The 19,062-nt window shown below is 33.2% G+C and carries 17 protein-coding genes; 10 read left to right on the forward strand and 7 right to left on the reverse strand.

What is annotated here, in order from left to right; all coding sequences use genetic code 11:
* Positions 1-92 precede the first annotated feature (92 nt).
* The 4 genes from OF897_RS05585 to OF897_RS05600 form a co-directional block, all read right to left on the reverse strand.
* Positions 93-1,409, reverse strand: coding sequence for a T9SS-dependent choice-of-anchor J family protein (locus tag OF897_RS05585; RefSeq protein ID WP_267264700.1), 1,317 nt, complete (start codon positions 1,407-1,409; stop codon positions 93-95).
* Positions 1,410-1,501: 92 nt separating this feature from the next.
* Entirely contained in the window at positions 1,502-2,851 is a 1,350-nt protein-coding gene (locus OF897_RS05590) for a chloride channel protein (RefSeq protein ID WP_267264701.1), read from the reverse strand.
* Between the two features lie 199 nt (positions 2,852-3,050).
* Positions 3,051-4,370, reverse strand: coding sequence for a dihydrolipoamide acetyltransferase family protein (locus tag OF897_RS05595; protein ID WP_267264702.1), 1,320 nt, complete (start codon positions 4,368-4,370; stop codon positions 3,051-3,053).
* Positions 4,371-4,433: 63 nt separating this feature from the next.
* Positions 4,434-5,261, reverse strand: coding sequence for an SAM hydrolase/SAM-dependent halogenase family protein (locus OF897_RS05600; protein ID WP_267264703.1), 828 nt, complete (start codon positions 5,259-5,261; stop codon positions 4,434-4,436).
* A gap of 126 nt (positions 5,262-5,387) precedes the next feature.
* On the opposite strand from OF897_RS05600, the gene OF897_RS05605 reads away from it, so the two are divergent.
* From OF897_RS05605 to OF897_RS05635, 7 genes are all read left to right on the forward strand, one after another.
* Positions 5,388-6,344 (forward strand): PhoH family protein, encoded by a 957-nt coding sequence (locus OF897_RS05605; RefSeq protein ID WP_267264704.1) that lies wholly within the window; start codon positions 5,388-5,390, stop codon positions 6,342-6,344.
* A 95-nt stretch (positions 6,345-6,439) separates the two neighbouring features.
* Positions 6,440-7,096, forward strand: a complete 657-nt coding sequence (locus tag OF897_RS05610) for a porin family protein (protein ID WP_267264705.1) — start codon at positions 6,440-6,442, stop codon at positions 7,094-7,096.
* Between the two features lie 134 nt (positions 7,097-7,230).
* Positions 7,231-7,737: a hypothetical protein gene (locus OF897_RS05615; protein ID WP_267264706.1), complete on the forward strand. Its 507-nt coding sequence runs from the start codon at positions 7,231-7,233 to the stop codon at positions 7,735-7,737.
* A gap of 207 nt (positions 7,738-7,944) precedes the next feature.
* Positions 7,945-8,601: an outer membrane beta-barrel protein gene (locus OF897_RS05620; RefSeq protein ID WP_267264707.1), complete on the forward strand. Its 657-nt coding sequence runs from the start codon at positions 7,945-7,947 to the stop codon at positions 8,599-8,601.
* 83 nt (positions 8,602-8,684) lie between these two features.
* The gene (locus OF897_RS05625; protein WP_267264708.1) at positions 8,685-9,320 is read left to right on the forward strand and encodes an OmpW family outer membrane protein; all 636 of its coding nucleotides are present in this window, start codon (positions 8,685-8,687) and stop codon (positions 9,318-9,320) included.
* Between the two features lie 118 nt (positions 9,321-9,438).
* The gene (locus tag OF897_RS05630) at positions 9,439-10,509 is read left to right on the forward strand and encodes a sensor histidine kinase (RefSeq protein ID WP_267264709.1); all 1,071 of its coding nucleotides are present in this window, start codon (positions 9,439-9,441) and stop codon (positions 10,507-10,509) included.
* A complete protein-coding gene (locus tag OF897_RS05635; RefSeq protein WP_267264710.1) occupies positions 10,502-11,182 on the forward strand; it encodes a response regulator in 681 nt (226 codons plus the stop codon). Before OF897_RS05630 ends, OF897_RS05635 begins: the two co-directional genes overlap by 8 nt.
* Positions 11,183-11,197: 15 nt before the next feature.
* Here the strand turns inward: OF897_RS05635 and OF897_RS05640 are convergent, their stop codons facing one another.
* Positions 11,198-12,637 (reverse strand): caspase family protein, encoded by a 1,440-nt coding sequence (locus OF897_RS05640; protein WP_267264711.1) that lies wholly within the window; start codon positions 12,635-12,637, stop codon positions 11,198-11,200.
* A 190-nt stretch (positions 12,638-12,827) separates the two neighbouring features.
* Here OF897_RS05640 and OF897_RS05645 point away from each other — a divergent pair, with 190 nt between their 5' ends.
* Positions 12,828-14,771, forward strand: a complete 1,944-nt coding sequence (locus OF897_RS05645; protein ID WP_267264712.1) for a KUP/HAK/KT family potassium transporter — start codon at positions 12,828-12,830, stop codon at positions 14,769-14,771.
* A 194-nt stretch (positions 14,772-14,965) separates the two neighbouring features.
* Here the strand turns inward: OF897_RS05645 and ffh are convergent, their stop codons facing one another.
* Both ffh and OF897_RS05655 read right to left on the reverse strand, forming a co-directional pair.
* A complete protein-coding gene (gene ffh, locus OF897_RS05650; protein ID WP_267264713.1) occupies positions 14,966-16,327 on the reverse strand; it encodes a signal recognition particle protein in 1,362 nt (453 codons plus the stop codon).
* Between the two features lie 122 nt (positions 16,328-16,449).
* Entirely contained in the window at positions 16,450-17,283 is an 834-nt protein-coding gene (locus tag OF897_RS05655) for a hypothetical protein (RefSeq protein ID WP_267264714.1), read from the reverse strand.
* A 211-nt stretch (positions 17,284-17,494) separates the two neighbouring features.
* Between OF897_RS05655 and OF897_RS05660 the strand changes: the two genes are divergently transcribed.
* Both OF897_RS05660 and atpB read left to right on the forward strand, forming a co-directional pair.
* Complete coding sequence (locus OF897_RS05660) at positions 17,495-17,863, forward strand: hypothetical protein (protein ID WP_267264715.1); 369 nt, start codon at positions 17,495-17,497, stop codon at positions 17,861-17,863.
* Between the two features lie 86 nt (positions 17,864-17,949).
* Complete coding sequence (gene atpB, locus OF897_RS05665) at positions 17,950-19,026, forward strand: F0F1 ATP synthase subunit A (RefSeq protein WP_267264716.1); 1,077 nt, start codon at positions 17,950-17,952, stop codon at positions 19,024-19,026.
* Positions 19,027-19,062: the final 36 nt, after the last annotated feature.

The raw sequence follows: 19,062 nt of genomic DNA on the forward strand, positions 1-19,062 counted from the left end.
ATATTTATAATACACAATGTTTTATAGATTATTTTGAAATAAAAAAGACCTGTCAAAACAGGCCTTTAGATAAAACTTAAAATAAAAAACTACTATTTTTTTATAATTTTAGAAGATTGAATTCCGTTTTCGGTTTGTGCAGTAACGATATATGTTCCTGATGTTAATCCTGAAACGTTAATGCTGGATTTTTCAGTTTCTAAAACATTTTTACCGCTCAAATCATAAATCTTTACCGATTTAATTTTTGAATCTGAATTGATATTTAAAATATCAGATACCGGATTAGGATAAACTTTTAAACCTGAATTTTTCTTTGTAGCTTCATTTACTGCTAGTTGAGCATCCAAAACGTTCAGAGTGTAATCTTCAGCTTGGCCGTAATCATCACCTAAGCAAGGATTAAGCAAATTGGTATCATCAAAAACTTTTTTTACTCTCATTCTTGTATTTCCAGGAAGTGCGGTTGCAGGTACTGCGATTGAATGTACAGCTTGCATTGCATCCAGTCCTGTAGAACCTGTAATTGTTTGAGTCACTTCATAAACTTCTCCTGGGTCATTAAGTACTCCGTTTTGATTCCAATCAACAAAAACTGCGAAATGGCTTGTATAATTTCCTGCAGTGTTTCCTTTTAGTGTGATGTTGTAAGATTGCCCTTGAGTAACAGTTCCGATTTGGCTTAAGAAATATTCATGAGAGTTTCCTAGGTATTCTTCGTCATCAGAGACATTATTAATTCCGGCAAAATTTACTAAAGTAATTGGTTCATCTCCCTCTCCGAATAAATTTTCAAAAGCTAAAGGACCACAGTAACTTGGTGGTGGAGCAACATAAGTGTAATCTACTTTAATGTTATCAACCAACAGCATAAATTTATCATTACTGTTATTCACAAAAGCAAATCGTACATTTTGCCCGATGTAAGGAGTAAGATTTGCAGCTCTGCTCGTCCATGTAGAATTTTCTCCAGTATTGCTGTAAAGTTCTACTGTAAAATCTGCTATTGTATTACCTCCGTTTGGTGAAAGCATTACCTTGTAACCATCAAGATAAGTGGTGTCTTGAGATTTTGCATCCCAATATAAAGTAGGTGAAGCTCCTGAAATAGGAACTGTTGGAGAAATTAACCAATCATTTGAAGTTCCGGCTGGACTATACCAAGAGGTACTCATTGCTGCATAATTTCCGGCAGGACCGCCAAAATTACCTTCCGTTCCTAATCTATTAATTCGATTCCAGCCATTGGTGATAAAATTCACACTTGCTGCAGGTGTCAATCCGTCTGCGTCAATTACAGTCCATGCTGAGATTCCCTGACCACTTCCATCAAAATTCTCCTGAAATATCTGACTAAAACCAAATACAGGAATTCCTAAAAGTAATACATTGAGTAATTGTCTTTTCATAATAATTATTTTTTTGTATTCTCTGAGCAAGTTAATAAAAAATAATCAACAATTCTACTTTAAGTGATATTTTTTGTGTTTTTAAGTAAATTTTAATCTTTTCTAATTTCTGTTAAGAAATTCATTTTCAGTACATCATATAAAGAATGTCTACTCACTAAAATCGATGCAATGGAAGAAATCATTCCCGCAAGCATGAGATGAAAAATTAATGAGTGCCTATCTGTCATTTCTAAAACAATGATGGCTGATGTAAATGGAGCTCTTGTAATTCCTGTTAAAAAGGCAACCATTCCTCCTAAAATAACAACGTTTGTTTCATTCGGAGTTAAATGTATAATTCCTGAAATGACTGAACCAATACTTGCTCCGGCTGTTAATGCTGGTGCGAAAATTCCTCCGGCGCCACCGGAAGTAAATGATAGAGCAGGACCCAACATTCTTAAGATGGGTACATACCAATCTTCATGTTTATCTTGTGTGAAAAGTACACGTTCGATGATTTCTTTTCCTGAACCTAAGATTTCCCGGCTTATGAAAAATGAAACGCAAGCTATAATTAATGCACAGCCAACCAAAAAGAAAACATTCGCTCTGTCTGTTTTTAAGTTTCTTTTCTTCCAGTTGTTCATTTTAAGCATAATTACTGAAAGCTGACTGGCTAAAATTCCGGCAATCCCCGCAACTAAAATAATTGGAAACATCACCATTAATGAAACATCATTAGTTTTAGGATAGGCTAAATATAAATAAGATCCGGCTAAGGTTTGAGCCGTTAAACCTGCAATAATAACCGCAGTAAAAAGAGCTGTTTTAAAATAATTAATGTGCGTCTTTGAAAGTTCTTCAACCGCAAATACAATTCCTCCTAAAGGGGTATTGAATGCCGCTGCAAGTCCTGCTGCAGCTCCGGTCATAATCATGTTTTTCTTGGAGATTTTCGGCCACCATTGTGGAAGATATTCATTTACTTTTCTGAAAACCGAACCTGCAATCTGAATTGTGGGGCCTTCTCGTCCGACAGCTCCACCACCAATGACTAAAATAACTGAAGAAAGTATTTTAAATACAATAATTTTTATGCTTAAAAGACTTCTGATTTTTTTGTGCTCTTTAGGATTTGCTAATTCTACAGCTGCCATAACCTGCGGAATTCCGCTTCCTTTTGCGTTTGGAGCAAATTCTTTTACCAACCACCAAGATAATACGAAACCAATGGGAGCAATAATGAAAATCATCCAATCGTGCCAATTTAAAATAAAATGAAGCAGACTTTCGCCCCACGAAAATATTTTCGCATACATCACGGCAAAAAAACCTGTAATTATTGAGCCTATCCAAAACGGAACCGCCTGAAGCAAATTGTGTTTCAGTTGTTCGTTTCGGATGTTATCAAAGGATTTTTTTAAGCCTTTTCGAATGTAGATTAATATCCTACGCATTCTTCAAATCTAAATTATTTTTTATGAATATGAAAATCTCAAATGTAATTTTAAGTTCTAAATTTTGAATTTCATAATGAAATCTATTTTTTAAATTTAAGAAAACAAAATTCCATAAAAAAACCTTCGAAAAAATTCGAAGGTTTTTGTATATTAAAATTAGCAGTAAGAAAATTACTCATTGCCAATTACTCATTGCTTATATTTCAGTGTTCATATCCCAATTCTGCAGGTAATCGTGAACGTGTTTCAACATCATTCCACCTAGAGAACCATCTACAACTCTGTGATCGTAAGAGTGAGACATAAACATTAACTGACGGATTGCGATTACATCACCATCTTTCGTTTCAAGAACTGCAGGTTTTTTAACGATAGCTCCGATTGCCATAATTGCAACTTGTGGTTGAGGAATAATAGGAGTTCCCATTAAGTTTCCAAAACTTCCAACGTTAGAAATTGTATATGTTGCACCTTGAGTATCTTCAGGTCTTAATTTCTTATTTCTTGCTCTGTAAGCCAAATCGTTGATCGCTTTTGCCAATCCTGAAAGTGACAATTGATCTGCATTTTTGATTACAGGAACAATAAGATTTCCGTCTGGTAAAGCTGTTGCCATACCTATGTTGATATTTTTCTTCTTGATGATATTTTCACCGTTGATCGAAACATTGATCATTGGGAAATCCTGAATAGCTTTTACAATCGCTTTTACGAAAATTGGCATGAAAGTCAGTTTTTCACCTTCACGTTTTTCGAACATATCTTTGTTTTTCGATCTCCATTTTACTACGTTGGTTACGTCAGTTTCAATGAAAGAGGTTACGTGAGGAGCAATTTGTTTTGCTTTCACCATGTTTTCAGCGATGATCTTTCTCATTCTGTCCATAGGAATGATTTCATCACCTGCAGAAGTAGAAATTGTAGTTGCCGGAGTTGAAATTGCCACCGCTTTTGGAGCTGGAGTTGAAGCCGCTTGTTGTACTGGTACAGCTTGTGAAACTGGCTGATTTCCTCTGTTGGCAACGTGAGCTAAAATATCTTCTTTTGTAATTCTTCCTTCTAAACCGTTTCCTTTAATCGTTTTTAGTTCAGATTCAGAAATGTTTTCCTGTTGAGCGATAGATTTTACAAGTGGAGAAAGGTATAAATCTCCCGAAAATTCTACGTGAGAGGTTGCAGTTGGGTTTAAAGGCTCTTCAATTGCCTTGATTGTTTCTGCATCAGGAGCTGAAGTTTCAGTTTTTATCTCTTCTGAAGATGTACTTCCGCCTTCTCCTTCAATTTCTAAAATAGCGATGGCTTCACCTACTTTTGCAACTTCGTCTTTCTGTTTAAGGATTTTTACGATTTTCCCCGAAACTGGTGTCGGAACGTCTGAATCTACTTTATCCGTCGCAATTTCTACTACCGAATCATCTTCCTTTACCTGGTCGCCTTCGTTGAATAACCAAGTGATAACTGTAGCTTCCATCACGCCTTCACCCATCGAAGGAAGCAATAATTTGTATTCTGCCATTTTTAAATTTTAGATTTTGACAAATATATAAAAAAAATCGGTTTTTTTATGAAATAGATAATTTTAGAAAAATTCGATGTAAATATTTTCTCCCACATTCAGTCCGAAAAGGGTTTTGGCACCATTCTTTTTGCTGCCTTTGTAGATGGTTAATTCCAATTGATCGCTGTCGTTGAAGATAGCCGCAGATTGCCCGTGATATTCGGTTTCTCTTTCCCAATCGGCTACAACTTCGGTGTGACTTGAATAGATTTTTGACAGACTTAAATTCCTGAATTTGATGGTAAAACTCTCAAAACCTTTCGCTAAAGTCTCAAAAGAATCTTTATTGATATTCGAAATTATGTTTCCGAAATTATCAATGTACATTACTTCACCGATAATCATCTTTTCAGACTCATTATAAACCGGTTTCGGAAATAAAAGCTGTTTTACAGAATCTATTTTTCGCCCGATAACTTCAGGAAGTCCGCCATTTGCCAAATGAACAGCAACAGGAACAAAAACATCAGTAGAAGTGAAGTTTACAATATCATCAAAACGGTTGTTTAAAGTGATTTCGTAAATAGCTTCAGGTTTAATATCAAAAAAAATTAAACTTAAAATTCCGTTGTCGGCTGCCAAAAAGTAATGTCCGTCTGCTTTATAAAGAATATTTTTTCTTGATTTATGAAAAAAACTATCTACAGAAACAATATGAATGGTTCCTTTCGGGAAATATTGATAAGCATTTCTTACAATATAAGACGTCTGAATCAGGTTATATGCCTGAATATCATGGGTAATATCAACGCTGTTAACTTCAGGATTTAAAGACAGAATTTTTCCTTTCATAGCCGAAACTCTGTAATCTAATCTTCCGAAATCTGAAGTGAGGGTAATAATTGACATGAATAAAAGAGATAGAATTGCAAATTTATCTAAAATAAAAGGAAAGAAACGGCTATTGTGGAAAAGAATTTGATTTAAAATTAAAAAAAAACTTCTAAATTTAAAATCTAAAATAAAAATATTTGCATGTTTGAATTAACGTATGAATTAGAAGGTATTGATGCAAAAAACTTCTACGGAGTTAATAACCAATATTTCAATTTAATAAAATCAAGCTTTCCGACACTTAAAATCACGGGCCGTGATCATTTTGTCTTTGCGATGGGAAATCAGGAGGCTTTAGATATATTTAAACAAAAGCTGGACGATATCGTTTCGTTTATTTCCAAGAATAATTCGATAGGATTAAAAGATGTTGAAAACTTCCTCAATCTTAAGGATGAGAATGAAAAACATTTGGTTTTTGATCAGGACATCATCGTAAAAGGTGTTAACGGAAAAATTATTAAAGCTAAAACAACCAATCTTAAAAAACTCGTAAAAGAAAGTGAGAAAAAAGATATGGTTTTTGCAATCGGACCAGCCGGAACGGGAAAAACGTACACAAGTGTTGCTTTGGCAGCTCGAGCTTTGAGAGATAAGGAAGTTAAAAGAATTGTTTTAACAAGACCTGCCGTTGAAGCCGGAGAAAGTCTTGGTTTTTTACCGGGAGATCTTAAAGAAAAGCTTGATCCTTATTTACAGCCTTTATACGATGCACTTCGTGATATGATTCCTCATGAGAAACTGGAAGGTTTTATGGAGAAAAAAGTAATTGAAGTGGCGCCTTTAGCTTTTATGAGAGGTAGAACTCTAGATGATGCTTTTGTAATTTTGGATGAAGCTCAAAATACAACCCACGCTCAAATGAAAATGTTTTTAACGAGAATGGGAATGAATGCTAAATTTATCATTACGGGAGATCCTACTCAGATTGATTTACCTCCAAAACAACATTCTGGCTTGAAGGAAGCGATGAGAATATTGAAAGACGTAAAAGAAATTGGATTTGTATATTTAAATGAAGAAGATGTTGTAAGACACCCTGTTGTGAAGAAAATTATCTTAGCCTACAACGAAGAAGACAAGCGTAATAAAGAATAATTTCAAAAAAGTTTAAAGAAATTTTAAAAACATTTTGTAGTTCTGTAAAAAGTGATATATTTGAACTCTTAAAATTTGTTAAAAAACTTTAAATTATGAAAAAATTATTACTTATTGCTTCTATTGCTGTGGCGGGAATTACTGTTAATGCACAGGAAACAAGATTTGGTGTAAAAGCTGGTTATTCATTATCTACAATAAAAGTGGATGAAGCTCAGGATGATTTAGAAGCTAGAAGTACAGATCCTTCTCATACATTCTATATCGGAGGTCTTGTAGAGCATAAATTTGGAGATAAATTTGGTGTTCAGGGAGAAGTTTTATATTCTCCACTTGGAGGAAAAGAAGATTATAATGTGAGTGAAGGTCAACTTTATTTCAGAGAAAAATCTAAGCTTACTTTTGGTACTTTATTAATACCTGTTTCTGCAAAATATTTTATCACTGAAAATATGTCGGTGTCATTAGGAGCTAGTTTCGGTGTTATTTTATCTGCAAAACAAAAAACTGTTATTGATGCAGGTCTTGGGCTTCCAGGTTTAGATATCGAAGGTGATGATGATGTAGATATTAAAAATGATGTTAACACTCTAAATATTGCTCCATTCTTAGGTGCAGAATATATGTTAGAAAACGGATTGTTCTTTGATGCAAGATACAATTATGGTATTTCTGATTTATCTAAAAGTGATGGAAAGGTTACAAATAGCTTTTTACAAGTTGGTGTAGGTTTCAAATTCGGAGGAAACTAAGAAATTATTGATCAAACGATTATAGAGCAAGGCAATTTTTTGTCTTGCTTTTTTTGTGTAATCAAAATTCCTGCGGCATTGTGTTTGCTATACAAGAAAATAATTGAGTTAATAACAAATTTTAAATTATTAAAATGAAAAAATTACTATTACTAGGTGCTTTTGCATTGTTTGGTGGAGTTGCGCAAGCTCAGTCAGGATTTAAGTTAGGTGGTCATATTGGTGCTCCTGTAGGTGATGCTTCAAGTGTTTCGTCATTTACTTTAGGTGTTGATGCAGCATATATGTGGAACGTAATGAAAGGTTTAGACGTTGGTATCGCTTCAGGATATTCGCATTTTTTCGGTAAAGACAGATGGGAAGATTTTGGATTTATTCCTTTGGCGGCTTCTGGAAAATACAGATTTAATGGTCTTCCGCTTTTCGTAGGCTTGGATTTGGGAGGAGCTATTTCCACTAAAGATGGTATTGACAGCGGTATTTATGTATATCCAAAAGTAGGATTTCAATTACCGAAAGCAGAATTGTACTTAGGTTACCAAAATATCGGAAGTGAGAGAGGAGATTGGGAAAGAAGAGACAGAAGAGTTGATTCTAATTTTGGTGCTATTAATTTAGGTGTGAATTTCTTTTTGAAATAAATAGTTAAACAACAATAATGGACTCTGATTGAAAAATCAGAGTTTTTTTATGTTAATTTTTGAAAAAATAACATTTATATCTCTTATATGCGATTTCTATATGATAAAACATAATATTCATGAGTGATATTAATCACATTAAGAAATTTTAATATTGAAAATTACCCTTATAAATTTGCACCCAAGAAAGTATAAAATTATTATAAAATGAAAAAATTATTAGTAGCTAGTGCTGTTGCACTTTTCGGTTTATCTAATGCACAAATCGCTAAAGGAACTATTTATTTATCAGGTACTGCAGGTTATTCTCAAGTAGAGACTAACAACGGAAACTTGAAAAGTGAAGAATTAAATATTGTTCCTACAGCAGGATTTTTCGTAGCACCAAACTTCGCAGTAGGTTTAGGAGTAGGTTACCAAACTGTAAAAAACACTACAATTTCTACTACAACAACTCCATTATCTACAACAGTAAACACTGCTGAAGAAAAATATCCTGCATTTGTTGTAGCTCCTTTCGCTAGAAAATACTGGACTTTGTCTGATAAATTGTATTTCTTCGGTCAATTAGCTGTACCAATGGAATTTGGAAAAGCTGAATCTGAAGTTTCTTCTGTAACTACAGCTGGAAGTACTACATCTAGTTCTTCTATTTCTACTGAAGCTAAATACACTTCAATTGGAGTAACTGTAAAGCCAGGTTTAGATTATTTCTTAAACAAAAACTGGACTATTGAAGCTACAATCGGAGAATTCGGTTACAACAACTTCAAACCAAAAGACGGTGAAGCTACAAACAACTATAGCTTCGGTTTAAACCTAGCTAACGTAGGTATCGGTGTTAAATATGTTTTTGCTAAATAATTAGTAAACATATATTGATATAAATCCTGAGATTATTTCTCAGGATTTTTTTTGTATTTTTGCCGACTCAAATATCAATAACTATGAAAAAATCATTATTAGTGGGTGCAATTGCACTTTTCGGGCTTTCAAATGCTCAAATGACTAAAGGAGACTGGGTAATCAGCGGAAACACAGGAATGGGTTTTAATAACGTGAATACAACTTACAAAGCAGATGGACAAACTGAAGACGGTCCTAAAGTAAGTACATTTTCTGTAACTCCATCTGTAGGATATTTTGTTATCGACAAATTAGCTGTAGGAATCGACCTTGGTTTTACAACAGCTACAACGAAATATGAAGGTTTAAAATCAACAGTTTCTAGCTTAACGGTAATGCCTACTGCAACGTATTATTTCACAAACGATTCTAAATTTGTTCCTTTCCTAGGAGCAGGAGCAGGTTATGCGTCTGTAAAAAACAAAGGGTCTGTAGATTTTATGGGCGTAACAGAATCTGAAGAAATGACAACTGATGGTTTAGCTTGGAAAGTAAAAGGAGGAATTACTTATATGGCAACTCAGTCATTGGGTATCAATTTAGGAGTTTCTTACGATCAGTTTTCAAACAAAGAGACTTATTTCGGAACAGAAGTTAAAACGAATGTGAAAACTTTTGGAGCAAACATTGGTTTCTCTTATTTCATCAAGTCTAAAAGTCAAAAATCAGATAAATAATATTTGATTTTAATTAAAGATCAATCCTGAGATTATTTCTTGGGATTTTTTTTGTTTAAAAGTTTTATGAAATCTTTATATCTAAATAACTAATTTTGATTTTCTTTTTCAGCAAAACTTGAAAGCCTCTAACACGACAAAATACCGACAATATCTGCTAAGTGCATTTTCTGTACTCACTGTTTCTGTGCTTTGTTTTTTGATAAGAAACGAAATCAATTACAGAGTTTCTGCACTGATACTTTTATTGACAGTTTCAGTCATTGCGATGCTGTTTGATATTTTTCCGGTACTTTTAGCGGCTTTTTTAAGCGCACTGATCTGGAATTTTCTTTTTATTGAACCTCAATTTACTCTGGAAATTCGCAGTACAGAAGATCTTTTAATGTTTCTTTCTTACTTTTTTGTTGCTTTATTAAACGCTGTTTTAACCTTTAAAATAAGACAGGCCGAACGAAAAGCAAGAGATAAAGAAGAAAAAGAACAAACTATAAAATTGTACAATACCCTTTTAAACTCACTTTCTCACGAATTAAGAACCCCAATTGCCACAATTTTAGGAACTGTTGATACATTAAAAGATTCCAATGAAAAACTAAATCCTACACAACGATTGGATTTATTAAATGATATTGATATTGCAACCGTCCGTCTCAACCGACAAGTTGAAAATATTCTCAACATGAGCCGTATTGAAAGCGGAATTTTAAAACCAAAATCAGATTGGTGCGATATGAATGAACTGACAAATTCTGTTATTCAAAAAATAGAAAATTGTGATGGTCATCAATTAAATTATAATGTTGATGAAAATCTTCCACTTTTTAAACTAGATATTGGTTTTACCGAACAGATTTTGTTGAATCTTTTGCATAATGCCGTTCAATATACACCGTCAAATTCTATTATTGAAATTAAAATTTCCCATGAATCTGAAAACTGTAAAATCATTATTTCAGACAATGGAAAAGGAATTCCCGAAAACGAACATCAATTGATCTTTGATAAATTCCGAAGACTTCCCGACAGCAAAACCGGCGGAAGCGGATTAGGATTATCCATCGTAAAAGGCTTTACAGAAGCTCAAAACGGAACGATTTCTTTACAGCATAATATTCCGAACGGAACCGTTTTTACGATTGAAATTCCTGCAGAAACCTCATACATAAACCATCTGAAAAATGAATAAGCACGAAATTTTAGTCGTCGATGACGAAGCACAGATCAGAAAACTGCTTCAGATTACTTTAGAAAGCAACGATTACAAAGTTCGTCTCGCAACTACAGGAAAAGAAGCTCAGATTTCGGCAGCCAATCATCCTCCCGAATTGATTATTCTAGACCTCGGTTTACCCGATAAAAGCGGACATATCGTGCTGAAAGAACTTAGGGAATGGTACAATAAATCGATTATTATTCTTTCGGTAATCGATAACGAGGAAGATATTGTTTCGGCTTTGGATAACGGTGCTACGGATTATTTAACGAAGCCTTTTCGCACTGCTGAACTCATGGCGAGAATTCGTTCTGCGATCAGAAGAAACAGCATAGAAAACGACGAATCTAATATCAAAATCGGTGAACTGGAAATCGATATTATTTCCCGGACCGCAAAGAAGAATAATGAAGTCCTGAAACTGACTTCCACAGAGTTTAATCTGCTTTCTCTTTTTGCCCGAAATGAAGGCAGAGTTTTAACGCATCAGTTTATTTTAAAGGAAATTTGGGGCGTTGGTTTTCAAACTGAAACTCAATATTTGCGAGTCTTTGTGGGAACTTTGCGCAAGAAAATTGAAGACAACCCCAATCAGCCGAAATATATTGTGACGGAAAGTGGAGTGGGATATAGATTTGGGAAGTGAGACGTGAGTATTATATTACTTTTTTCTAAATTCTGACACGTAATTTCTTGCAAATTCTTCATACATAATATTTTCATTATTGTTTTCAATTGCAATTTCTTTGTCAAAAATGTTCTTAATATTTCTACTATATTCCTCAAAATGTTCTTCGAATCGATATTTAGTTATTTTGCCTAAATCCTTTGCGAGTTTATAAAAGAATATATCTTTAAAAATATCTTCAATAACAATATTTTTTGAATAAGAGAGTCCAGTTGAAAATATATCTTTTAGTAATGAAACTAGTGCATAATCTGACACAATATTTTCTTCCGAATTACCTAATTTATGGATAAAATTTGTTTTCTTTTTATTAAACAGTTTTGTTAGTTTTTCCTGTATTGATTCTTCAACATCTTTTAGTCTTCGAGCTTCTAAATAGTCTTGTACTCTAACTTTTTCCTGTTTTTTTATTCGATAACTTTTTAATTCATTCAAATCATTTTTGATATTTACTCCTAAAGTTGAATTAATTTCATCTAAGAATTTTGAATCGGACTTTTCCAACTCAAAATATCTAATCATATCCCTGTCAAGAGATTTTTTTATATATTTTAATTCTTCAATTAATCTTCTTGATGTTGCAGAATTATTATTATTTTCAGCAATTTCAAGTTTTTCTTGAAAATTAAAATACTCTAAAATAATTTCATTTAAAGTAGAGGGTAATTTTGAATCAAAGTCCTTATCTTGAACTTTAGTTATTTTTTTTGTCTTAATTTTAAAGAAAAATTCACCACCTTTGTCACCTAAATTTTGTAGTGCTGCACCTCTTGGAATTTGTTCGTATTTATCTGCAACATCTTTTACAACTTGATTTGTTAGCTCGGAAATACTAATATTATGAGTACCTGAAGAAAGTATTGCTATTAATGATTGTGTAAAAGGACTGTTTTCACCAGGTATGCCATCATCAACCTCCTCAATTCTTCCAGAACTTACTGCCCATTTTGAGGGAATTTCATACAGTCTCTCATGTGAATTTCTAGTTTTTCTTGAATAGCTAAAAATACTTCCAGAAAAACAGCTATCAGAGATTAAAACTACATGCCTGTATTCAAAAGCTTTTATATAATTAAGTACACTAGTATTTGGTATATAAGTATTTTTTTTATAAAGCTCTGCTTCAAATGGTATAAAATAACCTAGATCTAATTTGTCATCAAAATCTCCATGACCTGAGAAGAATATAACTAAGTTTTCACCACTATTTTGTTTGGCAAAAGAGTCTTCTAAAGCATCAAAAATATTTTCGGTAGTAGCATTTTCATCGTATAACTTAACAATATTTTCCTCTTCAAAATCATATTTTGTAATAAGAATGTCTAAAATCTTATTTAGGTCACTTGTACAGTTGTTCAATCTAGTAACATTTTGATATTTATCAATTGCTATTGCTATAACATTATTTTTCATTACTTACTATATATTTTTATTTGTGTTTCTTCAAATTTGTATGTGTTAAAGATAATAATTTTAAGTAGAGAAAATAAGTATTTTAATCTTTTTTCATCTTTATAAAATCTTTACACAACCCCACCAAAACTTTACATTTTACCAACAGTTTTCAGCGCAATTTTGTACCTGAAAATTAAATGTAAAATTTGTGAAAACAGACATCAAACAAAAAGTTACGCTCGCTTCATTGGTGGTAGCTTTGGGAATTATTTATGGCGACATCGGTACAAGTCCGTTGTATACTTTTAAAGCGATTATTGGCGAAAGAAACATCAGTGAAATATTGGTTTTAGGGGGAGTTTCCTGCATCTTTTGGACTTTGGTTTTGCAAACATCCGTAAAATACGTGTGGCTAACTTTAAAAGCCGATAACCAAGGCGAAGGCGGAATTTTCTCACTTTATTCTTTAGTCAGAAGATATGGCAAAAAAATGGTGATTCCTACGATGATTGGTGCAGCAGCATTGTTAGCTGACGGAATTATCACACCCGCCGTTTCGGTGACTTCGGCAATTGAAGGTTTAGGAATTATCAAAGGAGTGGAGCACGTTCCCGTCGTTCCGATTGTGATTGCGGTTATTTCTCTCATTTTCTTTTTGCAGCGTTTCGGTACTCATAATGTGGGTCGGGCTTTTGGGCCAATTATGATGATTTGGTTTACAGTTTTGTTGGTTTTGGGAGTAAGCCAGATTGTGCATTATCCATCGGTGATTAAGGCTTTAAATCCATATTATGCCTACGAACTTTTATCACAATATCCGAAAGGTTTCTGGCTCTTGGGAGCGGTATTTTTATGTACCACCGGAGCGGAAGCTTTGTACTCTGATTTGGGACATTGCGGAAGAGAAAACATCAGGATTACGTGGGGATTTGTAAAAGTTTGCCTGATTGTCAATTATCTCGGACAGGCTTCGTGGCTTCTTCATCAGGGAAGTCCTTTACTAGAAGGTAGAAATCCGTTTTTTGAAATGATGCCTGCGTGGTTTTTAATTCCTGGAGTAATTATTTCTACTTTGGCGGCGATTGTAGCTTCTCAGGCTTTGATAAGTGGTTCTTTTACTTTAATCAATGAAGCAATCAACTTAAATTTCTGGCAAAGAGTAGCAATCAAACAACCTACCGAAACGAAAGGACAAATTTATATTCCAAGTGTAAATAATTTGTTGTGGATTGGTTGCGTCCTGGTTGTTTTGTACTTTCAAACGTCTTCAAGAATGGAGGCTGCGTACGGTTTAGCAATTACTTTAGCGATGATGATGACAACGTTTTTACTTTCTTATTTCTTAGTTTATAAATTAAAATGGAATAAAATTTTTGTCTTTTCACTGCTTCTGGTTTTTGCGATTATTGAAATTTCATTTTTTATAGCCAACTTGGTTAAATTTCAGGAAGGCGGTTATATTACAGTTTTTGTCGGAGGAATTTTCTTTATGGTTATGTATGTCAGTTATTTTGGTCGAAAAATCAACAACCGATACACGAAATTTACCGATCTTGGAAAATTTGCCAATCAGATTGTCGAATTAAGTCATGATACCGAAATTCCAAAATTTACAACGCATCTTATTTACCTTACTAAAGCGGATAGAAGAGATCAGATTGAAGAGAAAATCATCAACTCTATTTTCGATAAAAAGCCCAAAAGAGCCGATGTATACTGGTTTTTTCATATCAATAGAACCAATCATCCGTATACGTTGGATTACGAAGTTTCTGAATTGGTTGATGATAAAGTTATTAAAATTGTATTGAATATTGGTTTCAGAATTCAGCCAAGAACCGAGCTGTATTTCGAGAAAATTATTGATGATTTAATTGCCAATAAAGAGCTCAACCTTCACCTCAGAAATAACGGAACTACAAAATATAATCCTACCATCGATTTTAAATTTATTTTGCTGGAAAAATTCCTTTCTGTAGAAAACGAATTTGCCCTAAAAGAAGGAATTATTCTTAATTCTTATTTCTTCCTAAAACGTTTCGGGCAGAAAGATGAAGATGCTTTCGGGTTGGATAGAAATGATGTTTTGGTGGAACATATTCCTTTGGTTTATCAACCGGTACAGGTTTTAAATTTAGAAAGGAAAGCTTAAATTTTTTGAATCATTAAGTAGATTTAAGAAGTTGAAAATTATTAAGTTGAGCTTCGCTTTAAGTTCAATCTTCTCAAAAATTATTGATTTTTATTAATTAGCCTTAACAACTTAATAATTCTTAATGGTTTAAATTTCAAACAAAAAACTCTCAGAAAAATCTGAGAGTTTATATTTTATAGAAATTCGTTCAATTATTTCCCAAACATTCCGCCCATTCCCGGCATATTTGGCATTTTGCTCATCATCTGCATCATCTGTTTTCCTTGAGGTCCCTGCATCATCTTCATCATTTTTCCCATTTGGTCAAACTGTTTCATTAAAGCATTTACGTCTTCAATTTTTCTTCCTGCTCCTTTAGCTATTCTGTTTTTTCTCTGAGTATTGATAATAGAAGGTCTTCTTCTCTCATCCGGCGTCATAGAATGAATGATCGCTTCGATATGTTTGAATGCATCATCACTAATTTCAACATCTTTAATGGCTTTTCCAACTCCCGGAATCATCCCCATCAAGTCTTTCATGTTACCCATTTTTTTGATCTGATTGATTTGCTTTAAGAAATCATCAAAACCAAATTCGTTTTTAGCGATTTTTTTGTGAAGTTTTTTTGCTTCCTCTTCGTCAAATTGCTCCTGAGCTCTTTCTACTAAGGAAACAACGTCTCCCATTCCAAGAATTCTGTCAGCCATCCTTTCCGGATAGAAAAGATCTAAAGCTTCCATTTTCTCACCTGTAGAAATGAATTTAATTGGCTTTTCAACAACCGAACGAATCGTTAAAGCAGCTCCACCACGAGTATCACCGTCTAACTTCGTTAAAACAACTCCGTCAAAATTTAAAGTATCGTTGAAGGCTTTTGCAGTATTCACGGCATCCTGACCTGTCATTGAATCTACTACGAAAAGAGTTTCGTTCGGCTGAATAGTAGTGTGAACAACTTTAATCTCGTTCATCATCTGCTCATCAATCGCCAAACGACCTGCTGTATCGACGATTACAACATCGTGACCGTTTGATTTCGCAAAAGCAATCGCATTTTTAGCAATACTTGCAGGATCTACAGAACCTTCTTCCGTGAAAACCGGAACTCCGATTTGTCCACCAAGAACTTTCAACTGATCAATTGCAGCAGGACGATAAACGTCACAAGCTACCAATAAAGGTTTTTTTGTTCTTTTAGTTTTTAAATAATTAGCAAGCTTTCCAGAGAAAGTTGTTTTACCCGAACCTTGAAGACCGGCAATCAAAATAACAGAAGGTTTTCCTGAAAGATTAATTCCTTCCTGAGAACCACCCATTAAATCTACCAATTCATCATGAACAATTTTTGTCATCAACTGTCCCGGAGTAAGCGAAGTAAGAACGTTTTGTCCCAAAGCTTTATCCTGAACTCTTTTGGTAAGATCTTTAGCAACTTTATAGTTAACATCGGCATCTACCAATGCTCTACGAATCTCTTTTACGGTTTCCGCAACGTTGATTTCGGTAATTTTTCCACGTCCGGAAATATTATGAAGGGCTTTGTCTAATTTATCCTGTAAACTATTAAACATATTAATTGTAAATTATAGTGTGCAAAAATAGGGAATTTCATTCAGCTATAAAAGCGGTATTGAATGTTTTTGGTTTGCAATGTCTTAGAATGATTTGCAGAACATTATTTTTTCATTCAATTTTAATTTGTTACCAAAAGATTTCTTGCTGCTTTTTCACTGCATTTTTGATATTTTGAATAGGCTTTTGCAGCTCTCGTTCTGATTTGTTCATTAGATTCATTCAATAAATATCCTGAAATGGCGTCATGTAAAGTGTAAGCTTCCGGACTCATCAAACCTGTTGACCAAACCAAAGGATTGATGTTGGCTTTTGCTAAATGTGGTGAAAAATATTTCTTACTGTAACACGCCAAAATAATGACATCACGTTTTTCTTTATCTGTGTTTTCGAAAGTTTCATTGAGTTGGAAATCCATTAAACCATCATGACCAATGTAAGCCAGTAATTTTGAATTTCCACCGATTCCGCTTGTTGTTTTTCCAACTTTTAAAGTATCTTTATTTTTACCGCTAATGCTGTTTAGAAAATCAACGGTAGATTCTTTGATAAATTTCCCATTATAGGCATCGGCAACCAAATAGAAGTTTTTTGTGACGTGTTTGAAAATAATTCTTTCTAATTTTTCAGATTTTAATTTTCTACTTTCTATAAATTTCCATTCTTTACTCTTTTTAAAATAAGAACGTACTCCAAAAGCGCAACCCCAATACAAATTATTATCAGGATCTTGTCCGTTTCCAATTTTTTCTGGGACGGGAACTATTCCTTGATATTTATTATCACATAACGCAACAAAAATATGGATCGTTTTAGTTTCAGAATTAAAAGGAATATCTTTCTTTTCTGCAGATTTATTTTTTAAAGTTAATGTTTTCTTAGTCTGTCTCTCATTACTGCAAGCCAGAAATAGTAAACTCAAAAATAATAAGGGAAAGTGGAGGAGTTTCATCATTTTGTGAGGTTTGGGGTTTGAATGATTATTTCAGATATTCTCTAATTTCATTTTTTGCCTTTATCAAATATATAAAATTTAGTAAATCAAAATTATTGTCGAAATTACTTTTCCGTTTAAATGCGGAAATTTATTTTGTAAAGAAATGTATATTTTAAAATTTCAAAATGTCATTAACTGATATTGATAAATTTTGGTAGTTTTGCAGCCAATGAAAAAATTGATTGTTGTTTTAAAAGGATTAGGAATTTTTTTGCTGATGTCTGCTGTATTATTTATTGCACAGTGGCAATTGGCAGAAAAAAATGTTGTGGTGCTCAATTATAAAATCCATTTTCTGATATTTTTTATCACGCTAATTAGTTTATTGACGATTTTAATTGTTTTTGCCCTTGAAAAAAAGAATATCATAGGATTTATTTTTCTTGGATTTGTCGTTTTTAAAATGTTTGCAATAGGATATATTGCTCTATTTCAGGAAGATTTTAAGCTAAATGTGGTGCCATACTTTATTCTGTATTGGATTTACCTTTTAATTGAAGTAATTTTCATTTTAAAATTAGTTAAAAAACAAGACTAATATCATGTAATATAAAATTGAAGAATCATTAAAAATCGAATAAAAATTTATATTTTTGCAAAAATTTTAGAAATAAAAGTCTAGTCATGAGTTTTAAAAAACTGTTAATCGCCCTTTATCTTTTTGTCTTCTGCTTCTCTTTTGCAGAAACACATGAAGGTACTGCGGAAGCTGCAAAGGATGAAGTGTACAATCCGGTTCCATTTATTATGCACCATATTGCTGATGCACACAATTGGCATCTTTGGGGTGAAGGTCACAATTCTGTAGGGATTTCTTTACCTGTAATTCTTTGGGATAACGGTTTGAAAGTTTTTAGCTCTGAGAAATTCGGACATGAAGAGGAAAAAGTAGCTGAAGTAGATGGTAATTTCTACAAAGTTCACCACAATAAAATTTATTCTACGAATGCTGCAGGTGATTTAGAAATGCACGACGGTCATCCAACGAATAATGAGCCTTTAGATTTCTCAATCACTAAAGTAGTTGCTCAAATGCTATTAGCTGCTGTGATTTTATTAATCATTGGTTTTGCTTCAGCAGCAAGTTATAAAAAATCTCAGGTTCCTACAGGGATTGCTAAATTTATGGAGCCCCTTATTGTTTTCGTAAGAGATGATATTGCTTTACAAAATATCGGTTCAGTTAGATATAGAAAATATGTACCTTATTTGGTTACTTTATTCTTATTTATTTGGCTATTGAATATTTTAGGATTACTTCCGGGGTCTGCAAATACAACAGGTAACATTGCATTTACAATGGTTCTTGCAGTATTTACTTTACTAATTGTAAACTTAAGCGGTAGAAAAACATATTGGATGCACATGTTGGATCCTTTGGGGAAAAACATGCCATTCGGTGGAAAGATTTTAATCTATATTATTCTTATTCCAGTAGAATTATTAGGAATTATCACTAAACCTTTTGCATTGATGATTCGTCTTTTTGCTAACATGACAGCAGGACATATTATTATTATGAGTTTGATTTCTTTGATTTTTATCATGAAAACTTACTTAATTACTCCGGTATCATTAGGTTTAGCATTATTCATTTATGTACTGGAAGTATTGGTAGCAGCTTTACAGGCTTATATCTTTACGATGTTGACAGCATTATTTATCGGGTCGGCTGTAGAAGAGCCTCATCACGATCATTAATCAAATTAAAATAAAAAAATAACTTTTTAAATATAA

Source organism: Chryseobacterium formosum (assembly GCF_026460885.1).
GTDB lineage: Bacteria > Bacteroidota > Bacteroidia > Flavobacteriales > Weeksellaceae > Chryseobacterium > Chryseobacterium formosus.